This is a genomic window from Pseudomonas sp. Irchel s3a10 (assembly GCF_900187525.1).
Classification (GTDB): Bacteria; Pseudomonadota; Gammaproteobacteria; order Pseudomonadales; family Pseudomonadaceae; genus Aquipseudomonas; species Aquipseudomonas koreensis_G.
The window spans coordinates 401,979-417,787 of the sequence record NZ_FYDR01000005.1 but is presented as its reverse complement, the minus strand read 5'-3'; the positions used below and the strand labels follow the sequence as shown (position 1 = coordinate 417,787).

18 protein-coding genes and 1 tRNA gene are annotated in these 15,809 nt (G+C 58.9%); 5 read left to right on the top strand and 14 right to left on the bottom strand.

Annotated features, from left to right (window positions below; translation table 11 throughout):
• Nucleotides 1-8: 8 nt before the first annotated feature.
• Genes CKW11_RS17795 through CKW11_RS17780 form a run of 4 tightly spaced genes read right to left on the bottom strand, consistent with a single transcriptional unit; the run spans nt 9 to nt 4,152 of the window.
• The gene (locus CKW11_RS17795) at nt 9-2,093 is read right to left on the bottom strand and encodes a DUF6311 domain-containing protein (protein ID WP_095138549.1); all 2,085 of its coding nucleotides are present in this window, start codon (nt 2,091-2,093) and stop codon (nt 9-11) included.
• A complete protein-coding gene (locus CKW11_RS17790; RefSeq protein WP_095138548.1) occupies nt 2,090-2,476 on the bottom strand; it encodes a GtrA family protein in 387 nt (128 codons plus the stop codon). Before CKW11_RS17790 ends, CKW11_RS17795 begins: the two co-directional genes overlap by 4 nt.
• Entirely contained in the window at nt 2,473-3,183 is a 711-nt protein-coding gene (locus CKW11_RS17785; protein ID WP_095138547.1) for a bifunctional 2-polyprenyl-6-hydroxyphenol methylase/3-demethylubiquinol 3-O-methyltransferase UbiG, read from the bottom strand. Before CKW11_RS17785 ends, CKW11_RS17790 begins: the two co-directional genes overlap by 4 nt.
• Nucleotides 3,184-3,186: 3 nt before the next feature.
• Nucleotides 3,187-4,152, bottom strand: a complete 966-nt coding sequence (locus CKW11_RS17780; RefSeq protein ID WP_095138546.1) for a glycosyltransferase family 2 protein — start codon at nt 4,150-4,152, stop codon at nt 3,187-3,189.
• A 276-nt stretch (nt 4,153-4,428) separates the two neighbouring features.
• Here CKW11_RS17780 and CKW11_RS17775 point away from each other — a divergent pair, with 276 nt between their 5' ends.
• Both CKW11_RS17775 and CKW11_RS17770 read left to right on the top strand, forming a co-directional pair.
• Nucleotides 4,429-4,620, top strand: a complete 192-nt coding sequence (locus CKW11_RS17775; RefSeq protein ID WP_007963291.1) for a DUF1508 domain-containing protein — start codon at nt 4,429-4,431, stop codon at nt 4,618-4,620.
• A 154-nt stretch (nt 4,621-4,774) separates the two neighbouring features.
• The gene (locus CKW11_RS17770; protein ID WP_095138545.1) at nt 4,775-4,981 is read left to right on the top strand and encodes a hypothetical protein; all 207 of its coding nucleotides are present in this window, start codon (nt 4,775-4,777) and stop codon (nt 4,979-4,981) included.
• A gap of 128 nt (nt 4,982-5,109) precedes the next feature.
• Here the strand turns inward: CKW11_RS17770 and CKW11_RS17765 are convergent, their stop codons facing one another.
• The 7 genes from CKW11_RS17765 to dapA all read right to left on the bottom strand — a co-directional run bounded on the left by CKW11_RS17765 (nt 5,110) and on the right by dapA (nt 9,737).
• Nucleotides 5,110-5,442 (bottom strand): type II toxin-antitoxin system HicB family antitoxin, encoded by a 333-nt coding sequence (locus CKW11_RS17765; RefSeq protein WP_095138544.1) that lies wholly within the window; start codon nt 5,440-5,442, stop codon nt 5,110-5,112.
• Nucleotides 5,439-5,693 (bottom strand): type II toxin-antitoxin system HicA family toxin, encoded by a 255-nt coding sequence (locus CKW11_RS17760; RefSeq protein ID WP_095138543.1) that lies wholly within the window; start codon nt 5,691-5,693, stop codon nt 5,439-5,441. The genes CKW11_RS17765 and CKW11_RS17760 overlap by 4 nt, the downstream gene beginning before the upstream one ends.
• Before the next feature lie 351 nt (nt 5,694-6,044).
• Nucleotides 6,045-6,134: transfer RNA gene (locus tag CKW11_RS17755), tRNA-Ser, on the bottom strand.
• A gap of 83 nt (nt 6,135-6,217) precedes the next feature.
• A complete protein-coding gene (gene purC, locus CKW11_RS17750) occupies nt 6,218-6,931 on the bottom strand; it encodes a phosphoribosylaminoimidazolesuccinocarboxamide synthase (RefSeq protein WP_007963288.1) in 714 nt (237 codons plus the stop codon).
• 28 nt (nt 6,932-6,959) lie between these two features.
• A complete protein-coding gene (locus CKW11_RS17745; protein ID WP_095138542.1) occupies nt 6,960-7,721 on the bottom strand; it encodes an MBL fold metallo-hydrolase in 762 nt (253 codons plus the stop codon).
• A gap of 4 nt (nt 7,722-7,725) precedes the next feature.
• Nucleotides 7,726-8,841, bottom strand: coding sequence for an outer membrane protein assembly factor BamC (bamC, locus tag CKW11_RS17740; protein WP_095138541.1), 1,116 nt, complete (start codon nt 8,839-8,841; stop codon nt 7,726-7,728).
• Between the two features lie 17 nt (nt 8,842-8,858).
• Entirely contained in the window at nt 8,859-9,737 is an 879-nt protein-coding gene (dapA, locus tag CKW11_RS17735) for a 4-hydroxy-tetrahydrodipicolinate synthase (RefSeq protein WP_027614465.1), read from the bottom strand.
• A 325-nt stretch (nt 9,738-10,062) separates the two neighbouring features.
• On the opposite strand from dapA, the gene CKW11_RS17725 reads away from it, so the two are divergent.
• Nucleotides 10,063-10,623 carry a glycine cleavage system protein R gene (locus CKW11_RS17725; RefSeq protein ID WP_007963284.1) on the top strand — a complete coding sequence of 187 codons (561 nt, stop codon included), beginning with the start codon at nt 10,063-10,065 and terminating at the stop codon, nt 10,621-10,623.
• 10 nt (nt 10,624-10,633) lie between these two features.
• On the top strand, nt 10,634-11,107 hold the full coding sequence (locus CKW11_RS17720; protein WP_003222570.1) for a peroxiredoxin: 474 nt from the start codon (nt 10,634-10,636) through the stop codon (nt 11,105-11,107).
• Nucleotides 11,108-11,231: 124 nt separating this feature from the next.
• Here CKW11_RS17720 and CKW11_RS17715 read toward each other — a convergent pair whose 3' ends face one another.
• Nucleotides 11,232-12,302, bottom strand: coding sequence for an AI-2E family transporter (locus CKW11_RS17715; protein WP_027614463.1), 1,071 nt, complete (start codon nt 12,300-12,302; stop codon nt 11,232-11,234).
• A gap of 32 nt (nt 12,303-12,334) precedes the next feature.
• A complete protein-coding gene (locus CKW11_RS17710; protein WP_095138540.1) occupies nt 12,335-12,574 on the bottom strand; it encodes a sulfurtransferase TusA family protein in 240 nt (79 codons plus the stop codon).
• A 98-nt stretch (nt 12,575-12,672) separates the two neighbouring features.
• Between CKW11_RS17710 and CKW11_RS17705 the strand changes: the two genes are divergently transcribed.
• Nucleotides 12,673-14,106, top strand: coding sequence for a M48 family metalloprotease (locus CKW11_RS17705; RefSeq protein WP_007963277.1), 1,434 nt, complete (start codon nt 12,673-12,675; stop codon nt 14,104-14,106).
• Between the two features lie 81 nt (nt 14,107-14,187).
• Here CKW11_RS17705 and CKW11_RS17700 read toward each other — a convergent pair whose 3' ends face one another.
• Complete coding sequence (locus CKW11_RS17700; protein WP_095138539.1) at nt 14,188-15,618, bottom strand: DegQ family serine endoprotease; 1,431 nt, start codon at nt 15,616-15,618, stop codon at nt 14,188-14,190.
• Nucleotides 15,619-15,809: the final 191 nt, after the last annotated feature.

Genomic DNA, 15,809 nt, shown 5'->3' with positions numbered 1-15,809 from the left:
GGACAATTTCACTGCACCGTCAGGGTTTTCAAGCCCAGCCCCATGACTCGCGCATCGTCATTGAAGCCCAGTGTTTTCGGGCTGACTGCATCGGGCAGATGCAATCGGACATTCAGATATTCCTCGGCCACCTGCGCTGCGCTGAGCGGTATTTCCAGCCGATTGCCCTGCACCTCAGTCAGACGCGTCGACAATGCCTCGACCCCATTGATGCTGACGATCACCCGCTGACTGAGGTTCGGCGGCATGGCAAAGGCCAGCGCCTCGATCACCAGCGCATGCGACCCGGGGGCAACACGCAGCAGCAGTTCCGCATCCTGTCCATCACTCCAGGTGCCCCAGGCTTCCGGGGTGGACCAGCCTTTGACCAATTGTCGAGTGCTGCGGTTGAACGTCTGTACCAGTCCCGGCTGGCTCAAGGGTATCGACGACAGCGCCCGCCCCTGATCGACCATCGCCAGGCATTGATTGCAACGTTTCCAGCCTGGGGCCAACACGACAAAGTCGTCGACGCGGGTCAACAGATCGGTGTCGCTGTGAATGCTCTTGACCGCCAGCTCCAGCGCATCGTCATCGAGGAGGTACAGCGAATCGCTGTCGTACTGGCCGCTGGCGAGCTGGCTTTGCGTCGTGCGCAGCAGCATGTCCAGCGCCTTGGGGCTCGTACGGCCCAGGTAAGCCGCATCGGTTTTCAGCCCGTGGGTGGCGGCGAAATCGGCAATCGCCTGCCACTGATCAGGCTGATTTTTCGGCATCACGGCGCGGATGCTCTTGTAGTGCGCCGCCGCACTGGCCCAGAACGGATCATGCATCGGGCTGGTCCAGGCCGAGGATTCGGGCAGCATTTTCGCCGCTCTCAAACCGGCCCAGGCGATTCGGCTATCGGCGACTTGCACCACCAACGCCAGCGCCAGCAGCCCCATGGCGATGCGCGGCCGATAACCGCGCACCACGAGGTAGGTGAGCAATATCACGATGGCGTAGAACACCGGCCAGAACATCCGACCCGAGGCACGAAAAATATTCGAAAGCTTCACCACAAACTTCGGTAATGGGTAACTGAAGGTCTGCAGGCCGACTCCGATATGGTTCGACAGCGCGAACAAGGTCAACCCGATCAACGCCCAGAACAGCAACGGACGACGGCTCACCAGCGCCTTCAGCGAAATGCCGCTGCGGTACCAGCCAATCAAGGCCAAGGGCACCAGCAACAGCACGCCAAGCCCCAAATAATTGAAACCTTCGTAATCGCCGCCAGCCGTGGGAATGTCAGTCAGAATGTAAGACCAACCGTCCGCATCTACCAGCGACAGCAGGTTCATTCGATAAAAGCCGAAACCGCCGCCCGCCGCCCCATCGGTAATACTGAAATACCCCGCCTGCCAGCAGCACACGCTCACCAGCGCGAACAAACTGACCAGCTCGATCAGCACCTGACGTCGACTCAACTTGCCGGCCCACAACTTGCCCAACAGATCCGCCACCCAGATCAGCGCTACCATCCCCAGCAGATAGGCATGGATCAGTGCTGTCGCGGCGAGCAAACCGCCCCACGCCAAGCGTCGTCGCAGCAGCGCCGGATGCAAGGCCAGATACAGCGCCGCAAGAATCAGGAAATGCCCGACCAGCGAAAGATGACCACCGGTACGCAGAAACATCGGCGGCGAAAACACCAGCAGCCCGGCACCGAGCAGGCGCAACACGGGATTGTCGGTGATCAGTCCGAGCAGCTTCCAGGCAAACCAGGCCTGCAGAATAAAACACGCCAGCAGCCATAAACCGAAATACTGGAACGCCTCCGGCAACCAGCCATTAAACGGTTTGAACAGCAGCGCCAGCAGCGGATTGGAATCGGAAAAAATGATCGAGCTGCCCAGTTCCATCCCATAGGACGGGTTCAGCCCGAGGGGAAAAGTCCAGGGCGAATGACGAAAGAATACCCAGCCCAGATAGTGCGTTGCCGGGTCGCCGTCCTTGAGCCAGGCAATGTTTTGCGGATCGAGGGCACGCGGGCCGATCACCAGAAAAAACGCCAGCGCTCCCAACAGGATCGGCAACAGCGCCAAGGACGAGTGCTTGTTCAAGCCCTTCATCGATACGTCCAGAAGTTATGCAACACAAAGGTGAATGCCGGGATGATCAATGCCACCGCGCCGATGCCCAGCAAATAGTGCAGTCCAGCGAGTTGCGCCGCCCACGCAACGAACATCGCCAGCAAGAATCCGCCGCAGGAAACCAGCATGAAGCGCAGCAAGGTTTTGCCATGCAAACGGGCCGAAAAACTCCAGGTGGTGTTGATCACATAGGACACCACCGTCGCCACAGCAAATGCCACCCCGTTGGCCAACGGCGGTTGCGGCGCGACGAAGTTGATGAACAGCACCGCCACCAGCGCATGCAGTGCGGTGACGAACAGACCGGTCACGGCAAAGCGCAAACCACGCTGGACCAACGCCGATCGGTCGGCTGAGGTCACGGCTTACGCGCCAGCACGAAAACGCTCAGACCGGCCAGGCGATTCATGCCCATCAGCGGCAGTTCAAGGCTGCAGAGGGTCTTGAGCACGCCGTTGACCAACGGATGATGGCGTTTGAGTTGAGACTGCGGTACTGCGGCCTGCGGGCCTTTGGGCAGCAAACGCAATGCCGCGGCGATCGGAAACACCGCACCGAAATAGTAGGCACCACGCTGCACAGTCAAACCGGCATCACGGGCCAGGGTTTCAAACTGCGGCAGGGTGTAGCGGCGCTTGTGTTCGAGGAAGTCGTCATGCCCGCTCCACAGGAACTGGAACGCCGGCACGGTCATCAGGAAGCGGCTGCCGGACGGCACTTTATCGACGTAGGCCTTTAGCAGCCCAAGGTCGTCGTCGACATGCTCCAGCACGTCCATGAGCAGCACCAGATCCGCATCGATGACGTCGATATCGCGGCGGTAATGCACCGGTTTGCCGACCGTGGTCGCATCGGAATCGGCGGGGTAGCTGATATCGACGCACCACGCCTCCTGCGCCGAGGTTTGCGTCAGCAGGTGGTGCGAGAAAAACCCCGACCCGGCGCCCACGTCGAGAATCCGCGTGATCGGTGCATCACCCAGCAGACGACGCGTCGCCGCCGCTTTGGAGCAGTAATACCAATGCTCACCGATGCTGTCGCCGAGGATGTCGGTTTCCTTGAGATCCATGTTTCAGTCCTTGGGGTCGTAGACGCGACGCACCAGAAAAACCGGCCGGCGTTTGGATTCGATGTAAGTGCGACCCAGGTACTCGCCGAGCACGCCGATGCCAATCAACTGCAGGCCACCGAGGAACGTCACGGCTACCATCAACGAGGCATAACCAGGCATGTCGACGCCGTGGATCAGCGTGCGCAACACGATAAAAATGGCAAAGGCAAAAGATACCAGCGACACCGCCGCGCCGATGTACGTCCAGATCCGCAGCGGTTCGGTACTGAAACTGGTGATGCCTTCCAGAGCAAAATTCCATAGCCGCCAGCCGTTGAACTTGCTCTGCCCCGCCACGCGCTCGGGCCGCTCGTAATCAACGTGGGTAGTGCGAAAACCGACCCAGGCGAACAGGCCTTTCATAAAGCGCCGGGACTCGGGCAAGGTCAGCAAGGCATCGACCACACAACGGTCCATCAGGCGAAAATCACCGACGTTTTCCGGCAATGGTTGTTCGGCGATCTTGTTGTGCAAACGATAGAACCAATGCGCCGAAGTCTGCTTGGCCCACGTATCGCTGCGGCGGCTGACGCGATGACCGAGCACGACTTCATAGCCCTCGCGCCATCGCTCGATCATTTGCAGAATGATTTCGGGCGGGTCCTGCAGATCGACGTCGATAGGGACGACGATCTGCCCGGTGGCGATCTGCAATCCCGCAGACAACGCCGCCTCTTTACCGAAGTTGCGACTCAGATCGACGATGCGCAGCCGCGAGTCGCGCAACTGGCGCTCCAACAGCCGCTCAAGCGTGGCATCGGAACTTCCGTCATTGACGAACACCAGCTCCAGAGCAATTGAGGCCTGATGCTGGAAGACTTCATCGAGGCGCAGAATGAACGCGTCGAGACTGTCCTCCTCGTTAAAAACCGGGACAACCAGCGATAACGTGACCCGTGTGGCCTGTGCTGTTCCATGCTCAGTCAAGGGAATGCTCTTTTTATAGTGTTTGTCGGTCGTCGAAGCATTTTCGACGCCATGAGCCGTCCCGTATTAAGCAGTAGCGTCGATAGCCTTGCAAGGTGGAAGTGGCGACATTCTGGCCAATCCAGACGTCAATGCGGGCGCTCTGGCCCGCACTCTTCAGAAACATCTGCCAACGATTGGAAACAAATGCCCGATAGCGAAAAAAACTCGCTCCGCTAGGCTTGCGACGATGCGCCACACAGGTTGTCGCAAACACCATCGCAAGGAGCGAACTGAATGTATTTCGAGATCTACAGGCAATCCCGAGGCACCCCGAGCACCGGCAAAGGCCAATGGCGCTGGAGGCTGCGGGCGGGGAACCACGAGACGATTGCCAGTGGCGAGTCGTATGTGAACAAGGCTGATTGTTTACATGTGATCGAGTTAATCAAGGGTGTGCAGGGGGAGACACCGGTGAAGGAGATCTGATCGCGCCGGTCGGCATGGCGCCATGTCCTACAGCCTCTTCCTTTTTTGCCCGAAGCACTGGCGAAGCAGTTGTGCGCCCCTACGCTCTTTAGCGTATGGGGCGATCCAGCCCTGTTAAGCCATATGACATTCAACTCAAAAAAGGAGCCGCACCATGGCTAGAGACAAAGCGAAAGACGACAAGCACTTCAACTGCACTCAAACACACGAAGCCGACTACGTCGCCAGCCTCTATCCGCACGCCAAGGACGAAGTGAAAACTTTCCTGGCTTCGGCTTGCAAGGACAACACCCTGCGCAACTCGACGCACAAGCAAGTGTATGACCTGATCAAGCAGAAGCTCGGGCACTCGCAGCCGTGAGTGACTGATGCGGGTGCTCGGTAAAGCCCGCAGAAACAAAAAAGCCCCGTAGCTCTTCAGCTACGGGGCTATTTGCTCTGTTCGGGAACGACGTACATAAGACCCTGTAGTTCCAAACCAGAATCAAGCTAGGCATGGGCCTCTCGGTCAAGAACATCCGCAACCCACTGATTAATGCTTTTTTGAGCCAATTGCGCTTTTACGGCAACAGTCGCATGAAGAGCAGGCGCCAAACGCAGACTGAGATTGCCCGAATAAGGCCTTTGCGGGGCACGACCCAGTTTTTCGCAAGTCTCCAGATAGTCAGTAACAGCCTCTTCGAACGCTGACCGAAGCTCTTTTACAGATTCGCCATGAAAACCTACAACGTCCTTGATCCCAGCGATATGACCAACAAAAAGACCATCTTCATCACTGTATTCAATTCGGGCGGCATACCCGTTGTAATTCATCACGTTCATGGAGTGACTCCTGCTTGTTCAAGAAAAGCCCGAGCATCACGAACCTGATAGGGCTTTGCTTCTTTATCCGGGTGAGGTCGGTGGAACGTAGCGACCACACCTCTTAATTCAAACCGAACTCGCGAACCATTGCCTTCCACGGTTCTGGCCCCGACCGCATTGAAAAGAGACTCGATGCGCGCCCATTCCAACGTGGAGGGTGTGGGTCGTGAAAATATAGCTGCGAGCGTACCGAGCTGTCTGTTGTTCATAGTATTACACCATGATACCGCGCAGGAAAAATTGGCAATCGCGATTCATATCGCTGATCCATGAAGCGCGCCCCCTTGAACAAGCGGACAACGCCGCCCTCCAGGCTTGAAAAGCGGCGTCTTTTTATCCGAATTCCAGTCGATATTGGGCACGCAGGTCAGGATAAGGAGTGATTTGAAATAGAGCTGTAGGTAGACTCCGAGAGTTACGTACGAACCGGCATCAATCGAGTCACATCCGATTATCGAGTTTTCAACCTCGGGTTCCGGCGACAGGATTTGCTGATTACTCAAGCGAGCAGAAACAAAAAAGCCCCGTAGCTTTTCAGCTACGGGGCTTTTTCTATGTAATGGCGGAGAGATAGGGATTCGAACCCTAGGTACCGGTGAAGGTACAACGGATTTCGAATCCGTCCCATTCGGCCACTCTGGCATCTCTCCAACGGCGCGCATCATAACAACACTTTTACCGAAAGCAAACCATCTTTCGCAAAATTTCTCGTGCTATCAGATGCTTGCGTCGATTAAAGCGGTACACCCAGACGATTGGCGACTTCTTCGTAGGCTTCGATGACGTCACCGAGGCCCTGACGGAAGCGGTCCTTGTCCATTTTCTTCTTGGTGTCCTTGTCCCACAGACGGCAGCCGTCCGGGCTGAACTCGTCGCCCAGGACGATCGAGCCGTCGCTGAACACGCCGAATTCAAGCTTGAAGTCGACCAGCAAGAGGCCTGCGTCGTCGAACAGTTTGCTCAGGACTTCGTTGACCTTGAGCGACAGTTCTTTCATGCGCGCCAGTTGCTCGGCGGTGCCCCAGCCGAATGCCACGACGTGGGATTCGTTGATGAACGGGTCGCCCTTGGCGTCGTCCTTCAGGAACAGTTCGAAGGTGTACGGGTTGAGCTTCATGCCCTCTTCGACGCCCAGACGTTTTACCAGGCTGCCGGCGGCGTAGTTACGCACGACGCACTCGACCGGGATCATGTCCAGCTTCTTCACCAGGCACTCGTTGTCGCCCAGCAGTTTGTCGAATTGGGTCGGAATGCCGGCCGCTTCGAGTTTCTGCATGATGAAGGCGTTGAACTTGTTGTTCACCATGCCTTTGCGGTCGAGCTGCTCGATGCGCTTGCCGTCGAACGCCGAGGTGTCGTTGCGAAACAGCAGGATCAAGCGGTCAGCGTCGTCGGTCTTGTAAACCGATTTGGCTTTGCCGCGGTAGAGTTCTTCACGTTTTTCCATGATGGGCTCCGCTTGCTAAGTAGATGGGCTAGGCGATATGGCGCCAGTCGAGCCCTGAATCTTGATCGGCCAGTTGCAGCCAGTCCGGGTCGCACCCGAGGGTGTCGACGAAACATTGCCGGGCCAGCTGCGGCAGGTTGTTCTTGCTGCTCAGGTGGGCGAGAACCAGATGCTGCAAGCCCTGCCACCCCAACTCGGCCACCAGGAATGCCGCCTGATGGTTGTTCAAATGTCCCAGCTCCCCGCCCACCCGTTGCTTGAGAAAGTACGGGTAATGACCACGGGCCAGCATGTCGCGGCAGTGGTTGGACTCGATCATCAACGCATCGAGATCCCGATAGCCGTCCAGCACCCGCTCGCAGTAGGAACCCAGGTCGGTCAGCAGGCCGAAGCGCCGCTGCTCGCTGTCACTGAATACGTACTGGGTCGGCTCTTGCGCATCATGGGCCACGGCAATGACCCCGATGTTCAGTGCGCCGATCTGCAGCTGCTCTCCGCCGGCGAGAAAGCCTGCGGGTTCGATCGGTTTGCGCATCCCGCGCAGTGTGCCGCGACTGAGGTAGACCGGTAGATTGTAGCGCCGAGACAGCAAACCCACGCCATGCACGTGGTCGGCATGTTCGTGGGTTACGAGTATCGCGCTCAGTTGCGCCGGGTGAACACCCAGGCGCAACAGGCGTTTTTCGGTTTCCCGCAGGGAAAAACCACAATCCACCAGCACATACGTATCAGCGCTGGCGATCAGCGTGCCGTTCCCTTGGCTACCGCTGCCGAGAACGGCAAAGCGCATGTGATCAGCCCAGGTTGTCCTGAATCACGCTCAACACTTTGCGCGCCACATCGGCCGGCGCTACGGTGTTGATGTTCTTCTCGACGGTCACCTGAACGTTCTCACCGACCTTGCTCAGGCGAACCTGATAACGCTCGGCACGGGCTTCAACTTCTTCCTTGGTCGGCGCACTGCCGAACAGGCTGCTGAAGAAACCAGGCTTGTCGTCTTTCTTCTCGGCTTTTTCGGCCAGGTTGATGTAGTACAGGCCCAGGCTGCGGTTGATGTCTTCAACGCGCCACTGACCTTGCTCCAGCGCACGACCGACGCTCGACCAGGCACGATCCAGGTCCGGACCGACGTTCAATACCGGGTTGCCGCTGCCGTCTTCGCTGAGGCTGACACGGCTCGGGGTATCGAAATCGCGCGAAGCCAGCATCGACACCGAACCACCCTTCTCGGAGATCCGGCTCATGCTCGCCAGCATGTCGTCGACCAGCGCTGCGTCCAGGCCAGTGTTGACCGAACGGTTGGTGAACTCGACGTCGGCGGTGCTGCCGGCAGGACGCTCGGCGCTGACCACGTAGATTTCACTGGTGTTGCGCTGCACGCCCGGCTCGATACGCACCCGCACGCGGGTTTCGCTGTCGGCACCGACACCGGCGGCGCTCAGGCGCTTGGCCACAGCAGCGGACAGCTCGTCGGAATGCTGCCAGGTGGTGGTGAACTCACCGGTTTGCGGGCGCTGTTCATCCAGTCGGAAACCGTTGTCCTGGAAGAACTGCACCGCCACTGGCCAGACTTCGGCCGGTGGGTGCTGGGCCACGACCCAACGCGAGTCACCGCTCTTCTGCAGCGAGTAGTCGGTCGCATCGGCAACCGCCGTCAGCGGTTGCGGACGTGGTACCACGTATTCGCCCTTCGCCGTGTCATCAGCCACGTTGCGCGGGATCGGCAACAGCGGATCCAGACGCTTGGAGGTGCTGACATTCGGTGGCAGTTGCATCGGTGCAGTCTGTTGCGCTTCCAGGTAATCGCTACCACGGTCACGGAAATAACCTTCCGGGCCCCAGACCCATCCGCAGCCACTGGTGCTGGAGATAATCAAGGCAAGTGCGGAAAGTCCGGCCATTCGCTTCATGCGTTGTACTTCCTCAATTAAACCAGGACGCTGCACTGGCGCAGGGCCGTGCGAAGCGTTTCATGACAAGGAGCGCTCAGCCAGGTCAGCGGCAGGCGGATGCCTTCGTGCATCAGGCCCATTTCAACCAAAGCCCACTTCACCGGAATCGGGTTGGCTTCGATGAACAGGTCCTTGTGCAGCGGCATCAATTTTTCGTTGATCGCCCGTGCGGTCTCGGCGTCGCCTTTCAGCGCGGCCTCGCACAGGTCAGCCATTTCGCGCGGGGCGACGTTGGCCGTTACGGAGATATTGCCTTTGCCGCCCAGCAGGATCAGCTCGACCGCGGTCGGATCATCGCCGGACAGCACGATGAAGTCCTTGCTCACGCCGTCGATGATGGCTTTGGCGCGTTTCAGGTCGCCGGTGGCTTCCTTGATGCCGATGATGTTCGGCACGCTGGACAGGCGAATTACGGTCTCGGCCTGCATGTCGCAGGAGGTGCGGCCGGGAACGTTATAGAGAATCTGTGGAATGTCGACGGCTTCGGCAATGTGCTTGAAGTGCTGGTACAGGCCTTCCTGGGTCGGCTTGTTGTAGTACGGAACTACCAGCAGGCAGGCGTCGGCGCCGGCTTCCTTGGCGTTACGGGTCAGCTCGACGGCTTCACGGGTCGAGTTGGCGCCGGTACCGGCGATCACCGGAATGCGCCCGGCTACCTGTTTGACCACGGCTTTGATGACGGCGATGTGTTCTTCTACATCAAGGGTCGCCGACTCGCCGGTAGTACCGACCGCGACAATGGCATGGGTGCCGTTCTTGAGATGGAAGTCCACGAGTTTGCTGAGGCTGTCCCAGTCAAGACGCCCTTGTGCATCCATGGGAGTGACCAGTGCCACCATACTGCCCGCAATCATGAAACCGCTCCTGCCGGAAAAAGAGAGCGGTAATGGTACTGGCGCCAAGATGCTTGCACAAGCGAAGTACTGCGCCGCCATTCCCCTTGGCCTCGGTTTTCGCTACCCTTCAGACTTTGATCGGTACAGATCAGCTTGTACGCCGGGTTCCAGCCTCCCCTTTCGGCCTCCCAGGCCCCGTTCCAGTGTCGCTGCTGCACGCTCCGCCTTTATTGGAGCGAATTGCGAGCCACGGCCCGGGGCTTTCTGAACGGGCACGCGCAGACGCATCCCGACGGCCAATGCCCATCGACCTACCGACCGCTCATCGCTTTAGGAATGCTGCATGTCCACCCCCACAGTTCGCGAACAATTCCTTGTCATCAGTGCCCTTGGCGCCAACCCCATGGAGCTGACTAACGTCCTGTGCCGCGCCAGCCATGAAAATCGCTGCGCCGTCGTCACTTCCCGCCTGACCCGCCACGGCGAGTGCAGTGCCCTGGTGCTGGAAATCTCCGGCAGCTGGGACGCTCTGGCCCGCCTCGAAGGCAGCCTGCCGACCCTGGCCAAGCGCCACGCCTTCACCGTCAACGTGGTGCGCAGTGCGGCCCTGGAAAACCGTCCGCAGGCCCTGCCGTACGTGGCTTATGTCAGCTCGGCGTATCGCCCGGACATCATCAATGAGCTGTGCCAGTTCTTCATGGATCACAACGTCGAGCTGGAAAACCTGACGTGCGACACCTATCAGGCCCCACAGACCGGCGGCACCATGCTCAACGCCACGTTCACCGTAACCCTGCCGGCCGGCACCCAGATCAGCTGGCTGCGCGACCAGTTCCTGGACTTCGCCGACGCAATGAACCTGGACGCGCTGATCGAACCTTGGCGCCCACAAAACCCAATGTAAGGAAGCTTTCATGGCCGTTGTCATCGACCAACCGGTTGCGGATTTCGAAGCACCTGCCACCAGCGGGCAGACCGTCAGCCTGTCCGCCCTGAAGGGCAAGCAAGTGGTGATCTACTTCTATCCGAAGGACAGCACCCCGGGCTGCACCACCGAAGGTCAGGGTTTTCGTGATCAGTACGCGGCGTTCCAGGCTGCCAACACGGAAATCTTCGGCATTTCCCGCGACAGCCTGAAATCCCACGAGAACTTCAAGTGCAAGCAGGAATTCCCTTTCGAACTGATCAGCGACAAGGACGAAGCCGTCTGCCAGTTGTTCGACGTGATCAAGCTGAAAAAGCTGTACGGCAAGGAGTATCTGGGCGTTGATCGCAGCACATTCCTGATCGACAAGAACGGTGTACTGCGTCAGGAATGGCGCGGCGTGAAAGTGCCGGGGCATGTGGATGCGGTGCTGGCTGCGGCTCAGGCCCTCAATAAAGCCTGATATTTCTGCGTCGTTTTCACTGACTCTTTCGCGAGCAAGCCCGCTCCCACATTTTGAATGTATTTCAAATGTGGGAGCGGGCTTGCTCGCGAAGGGGCCATAAGCCGCAACGAGTAATCCGGCTTTAAAGCAACGGAGCTACAACCGGCTCCTTGCGCGGCCAGGCATCCAGTACTGCCTTGAACAGCGTCGCCAGCGGAATCGCGAAGAACACGCCCCAGAACCCCCACAACCCGCCAAACAACAGCACCGCGCAGATGATGGCCACCGGGTGCAGGTTGACTGCCTCGGAAAACAGCAACGGCACCAGCACGTTGCCATCCAGCGTTTGAATGATCCCGTAGACCGCCATCAGATAGATGAACTGATCGCTCCAGCCCCACTGGAACAGCGCGATCAGTAACACCGGCACGGTCACCACCACCGCGCCGACATACGGCACCACCACCGACACCCCGACCAGCAACGCCAGCAGCGCCGCATAGTTGAGGCCAAGCGCGACGAAGGCGATGTAGGTCACGCCGCCACAGATCACGATCTCGATGACCTTGCCGCGAATGTAGTTGGCGATCTGCCGGTTCATTTCCTGCGCCACGCGGGTGATCAGCGCCCGCTCACGGGGCAGATAGCCGCGCACCCACTCGCCGATCATGGCCCGATCCTTGAGGAAGAAAAACACCAGGATCGGCACCAGCACCAGATAGATCATGATGTTGACCAGCAGCGGCAGGCTCGACAGCGAGAAGGTCAGCGCCCATTGGCCGAATTTGCCGATCTCGCCACGCGCCGCTTCGATGGCCTGCAGCACCTGCTCGTCAGAAACCAGATGCGGATAGCGCTCGGGCAGCAACAGCAGCAGCGACTGCCATTTGGCGAGCATCCCCGGCAGCTCGTTGAACAGCGTGATCAACTGATGCCACAGCAGCGGCAAGACCACCACGATGAACACCAGCAACACGCCCATGAACAGCGCAAACACCAGGCCCACCGCCGCCGCGCCAGGCACGCGCATGCGCTCAAGGGCGAGCACCAGCCCCTGCATCAGATACGCCAGCACCATCCCGGCCAATACCGGCGCAAGCATGCCGCCGAGGGTGAGCACCGCGGTGAAGGCGAGGAACAGCAGCACCGCCAGCACCACCGCTTCTTCGTCGGAAAAGTAGCGCTGAATCCAGTCGCGTAACACTTTGAACATCAATAATCCTTAGGTCTTTTACGCTGTTGGCTTCAGGCTTTTTTCAACCAGTAACGGTAGACGCCTGCTTCCTCTTCTTCACGCAGCAGCGTATGACCGGCCAGACGGGCAAAGGTGCGGAAGTCGCGTTGCGAACCCGCATCCGTGGCTATCACCTTGAGCACCGCGCCGCTGGACAGCTTATTGAGTTCCATCTTGGCCTTGAGCAACGGCAACGGGCAATTCAGGCCACTGGCGTCCAGTTCACAGTCATGGGCTACAGCGTCAGTCATTGCGTCACTCCGGTTCAGGTGGTTGAGGCGCCTAGAATATCTGGTCGCACGCCCGGTGTCCGGCTACAGTAAGGTCTTTGTCTTCTAAGGCTTTGTGCATGACATTTCTGCGCCCTACCCTGCTGACGCTCGCTTGCCTGCTCGCCTCACCGGGCTTTGCCGACGATCTGCCGTCACTTGGCGACGCCAGTTCTGCCATTGTCTCTCCGCAACAGGAATATCAGTTGGGCCGTGCCTGGCTGGCGATGTTGCGCAGCCAGGTTGCACAGCTCAACGATCCGCAGCTCAAGGACTACGTCGAGTCCAGCGTCTACAAACTGGTGGAAACCAGCCAAGTGACCGACCGCCGCCTGGAGTTCATCCTGATTAACAGCCCGCAGCTCAACGCCTTCGCCGCGCCGGGTGGCGTGGTCGGGGTCAACGGCGGGCTGTTCCTCAACGCGCAGACCGAAGGCGAATACGCCTCGGTACTGGCACACGAACTGGCTCACTTGTCACAGCGCCACTTCGCGCGCGGGGTAGAAGCTTCGCAGCGGATGCAAGTGCCGATGATGGCCGCGCTGCTCGCCGGGATCGTGATTGCAGCCGCCGGGGGCGGTGATGCCGGGATCGCGACCATCGCCGGTACTCAGGCCGCAGCCATTCAGTCGCAGCGTACCTTTTCGCGCCAGAACGAGCAGGAAGCCGACCGCATCGGCATCCTCAACCTGGAAAAGGCCGGATACGATCCGCGCTCGATGCCGACCATGTTCGAACGTCTGATGCGCCAATACCGCTTCGACGCCAAGCCGCCAGAATTTCTGCTGACTCACCCGGTGACCGAATCGCGTATCGCCGACACCCGTAACCGCGCAGAACAAGCGCCAGCGGGCGGCATCGAAGACAGCATGCGCTATCAGCTGATTCGCGCTCGCGTACAGTTGATCTACGAAGAAACCCCGGGGCTGGGCGCCAAACGCTTTCGCGCACAACTGGACGAGAACCCGAAAAATGACGTGGCGCGCTACGGCCTGGCAATCGCCCAGATCAAGGGCGGCCAGCTCAATGAAGCCAGGGAGAATCTCAAACAGCTCTTGGCCAAATCGCCCAACGAGATCATCTACAACCTCGCGCAGATCGACCTGGACATCACCAACAACCGCCTGCCGGATGCGCAAACGCGGGTTGACCGGATGCTCACGCAGTATCCTGGCAATTACCCGCTGAATCAGGTTCGCGTCGATCTGCTACTGAAACAGAATCGCACCGCCGACGCAGAGAAGGCTCTCGATAGCCTGCTCAAATCCCGTCCGAATGATCCGGACGTGTGGTACCAGGTGGCCGAGACCCGTGGTCTCTCTGGCAACATCATCGGTTTGCACCAGGCCCGAGCCGAGTACTTTGCGCTGGTCGGTGATTATCGGCAGGCGATCCAGCAGCTCGACTTTGCCAAGCGCAAGGCGGGCAGCAACTTCCCGTTATCCTCGCGGATCGATGCGCGCCAGCGCGAGCTGATGGAGCAGGAGCGCATGATCAAGGACATGATGGGCTGAGGTTTTCATCAGCGAGATAAAAGGTTCAGGCACAAAAAAACCGCCTCTTTCGAGGCGGTTTTCTATTTCACCGCGACCGGCTTATTCAGCCAGTTTGAAGGTGATGAAGCTGGCGCGACCTTGACGCAGAACGCGCATCGACACCGAACGATTCTTCGGCAGGGCCTTGGCAATATCGGTGAACTCCTTGGTGGAGCCGATGGCCTGGTTGTTCAGGTGAGTGATCACGTCACCCGGCTGCAGACCGATCAGGGCCGCAGGACCGTCCTGAACTTCCTTGATCACCACACCGCCCTTGAGGTCGTAGGTTTTCTTCTGCTCAGCGGTCAGTTCCGCCACCGAAACGCCGAGGCGGTTGCTGCTGCTTTCCGCGCCGGACTTCGGCAGTGCTGCCAGCTCTTTGTCTTCGTCCGGAATCGCACCGACTGTCAGTTCGACATTCTTGCGCTTGCCGTCGCGAATCACTTCAAGGTTGGCCTTGGCGCCCGCTTTCAGCGCACCGACCAAGTGTGGCAGGTCGGCAGACATGACGATCGGCTGACCGTTCATGCTCAGGATCACGTCACCCACTTGCAGGCCACCCTTGGCTGCCGGACCATCATCCTGAATCTGCGCAACCAGCGCACCGGCCGGCTTATCAAGACCGAACGACTCGGCCAGATCCTTGTTCACTTCCTGGATGACCACACCCAGCCAGCCGCGGCTGACCTTGCCACCGCTTTTCAGCTGATTGGAAACGTCCATCGCCACGTCGATCGGGATGGCGAAAGACACCCCCATGAAGCCGCCGGAACGGGTGTAGATTTGCGAGTTGATCCCGACCACTTCACCGTTCAGGTTGAACAGCGGGCCACCGGAGTTACCCGGGTTGATCGGCACGTCGGTCTGGATGAACGGCACGTAGTTTTCGTTAGGCAGGCTACGGCCGACGGCGCTGACAATGCCTTGGGTCACGGTGTGGTCAAAGCCGAACGGCGAACCGATCGCCACCACCCATTGACCGGCTTTCAAGTCCTGGGACTTGCCGAGTTTGAGCACTGGCAGATCCTTGCCATCGATTTTCAACAGGGCCACGTCAGAGCGTGGGTCAGTGCCGATCAGCTTGGCTTTCATTTCACTGCGATCAGCCAGACGCACGAGGATTTCGTCGGCATCGGCAATCACATGGTTGTTGGTCAGGATGTAGCCATCCGAGGAAATGATGAAGCCCGAACCCAGCGATTGCGCTTCGCGCTGACGATCACCGCGTGGCGAACGCTGCTGAGGCGGCATGCCGCGTTCGAAGAACTCGCGCAACATCGGCGGCAAGCCTTCAAGATCAGGCATCTGCTGGTTCACCTTGCGGTCCGGCAGCTTCTGCGTGGTACTGATGTTCACCACTGCAGGCGAGGCCTGTTCAACCAGTTGGGTGAAGTCAGGCAAGTCGGCCGCTTGGGCAGCGGGCACCGCCTGACCAAGCACGAGCACGGTGGCGAAAATGGAGAGATAAGACTTCAAGCTAAGTATCGACATACAGCTCCCGTTACGACGAGCAGGGTTAAGCGATATGGAGCAAGGAACACCGGGAACCGCAGGCCGGTATTTTTGTTCCGGGAACAACAGACAAGGCCAGAGCCGTGAGGCTCTGACCTATAAAAAACTTTCGGGGGATTTGCAAATGAAAATGCTGAGCAAACATTTCATCTACGTCTCGAAGAACAAGT

Excerpts from the sequence above, each read along its gene's own strand:
- CKW11_RS17715 (WP_027614463.1), bottom strand. The coding sequence starts at position 12,302 with ATGTTCAAAGTGTTACGCGACTGGATTCAGCGCTACTTTTCCGACGAA.
- CKW11_RS17725 (WP_007963284.1), top strand. The coding sequence starts at position 10,063 with ATGTCCACCCCCACAGTTCGCGAACAATTCCTTGTCATCAGTGCCCTT.
- CKW11_RS17770 (WP_095138545.1), top strand. The coding sequence starts at position 4,775 with ATGGCTAGAGACAAAGCGAAAGACGACAAGCACTTCAACTGCACTCAA.
- CKW11_RS17705 (WP_007963277.1), top strand. The coding sequence starts at position 12,673 with ATGACATTTCTGCGCCCTACCCTGCTGACGCTCGCTTGCCTGCTCGCC.
- purC (WP_007963288.1), bottom strand. The coding sequence starts at position 6,931 with ATGGAAAAACGTGAAGAACTCTACCGCGGCAAAGCCAAATCGGTTTAC.
- CKW11_RS17760 (WP_095138543.1), bottom strand. The coding sequence starts at position 5,693 with ATGAACAACAGACAGCTCGGTACGCTCGCAGCTATATTTTCACGACCC.
- CKW11_RS17765 (WP_095138544.1), bottom strand. The coding sequence starts at position 5,442 with ATGAACGTGATGAATTACAACGGGTATGCCGCCCGAATTGAATACAGT.
- CKW11_RS17700 (WP_095138539.1), bottom strand. The coding sequence starts at position 15,618 with ATGTCGATACTTAGCTTGAAGTCTTATCTCTCCATTTTCGCCACCGTG.
- CKW11_RS17785 (WP_095138547.1), bottom strand. The coding sequence starts at position 3,183 with ATGGATCTCAAGGAAACCGACATCCTCGGCGACAGCATCGGTGAGCAT.
- CKW11_RS17775 (WP_007963291.1), top strand. The coding sequence starts at position 4,429 with ATGTATTTCGAGATCTACAGGCAATCCCGAGGCACCCCGAGCACCGGC.
- dapA (WP_027614465.1), bottom strand. The coding sequence starts at position 9,737 with ATGATTGCGGGCAGTATGGTGGCACTGGTCACTCCCATGGATGCACAA.
- CKW11_RS17745 (WP_095138542.1), bottom strand. The coding sequence starts at position 7,721 with ATGCGCTTTGCCGTTCTCGGCAGCGGTAGCCAAGGGAACGGCACGCTG.
- CKW11_RS17720 (WP_003222570.1), top strand. The coding sequence starts at position 10,634 with ATGGCCGTTGTCATCGACCAACCGGTTGCGGATTTCGAAGCACCTGCC.
- bamC (WP_095138541.1), bottom strand. The coding sequence starts at position 8,841 with ATGAAGCGAATGGCCGGACTTTCCGCACTTGCCTTGATTATCTCCAGC.
- CKW11_RS17710 (WP_095138540.1), bottom strand. The coding sequence starts at position 12,574 with ATGACTGACGCTGTAGCCCATGACTGTGAACTGGACGCCAGTGGCCTG.
- CKW11_RS17795 (WP_095138549.1), bottom strand. The coding sequence starts at position 2,093 with ATGAAGGGCTTGAACAAGCACTCGTCCTTGGCGCTGTTGCCGATCCTG.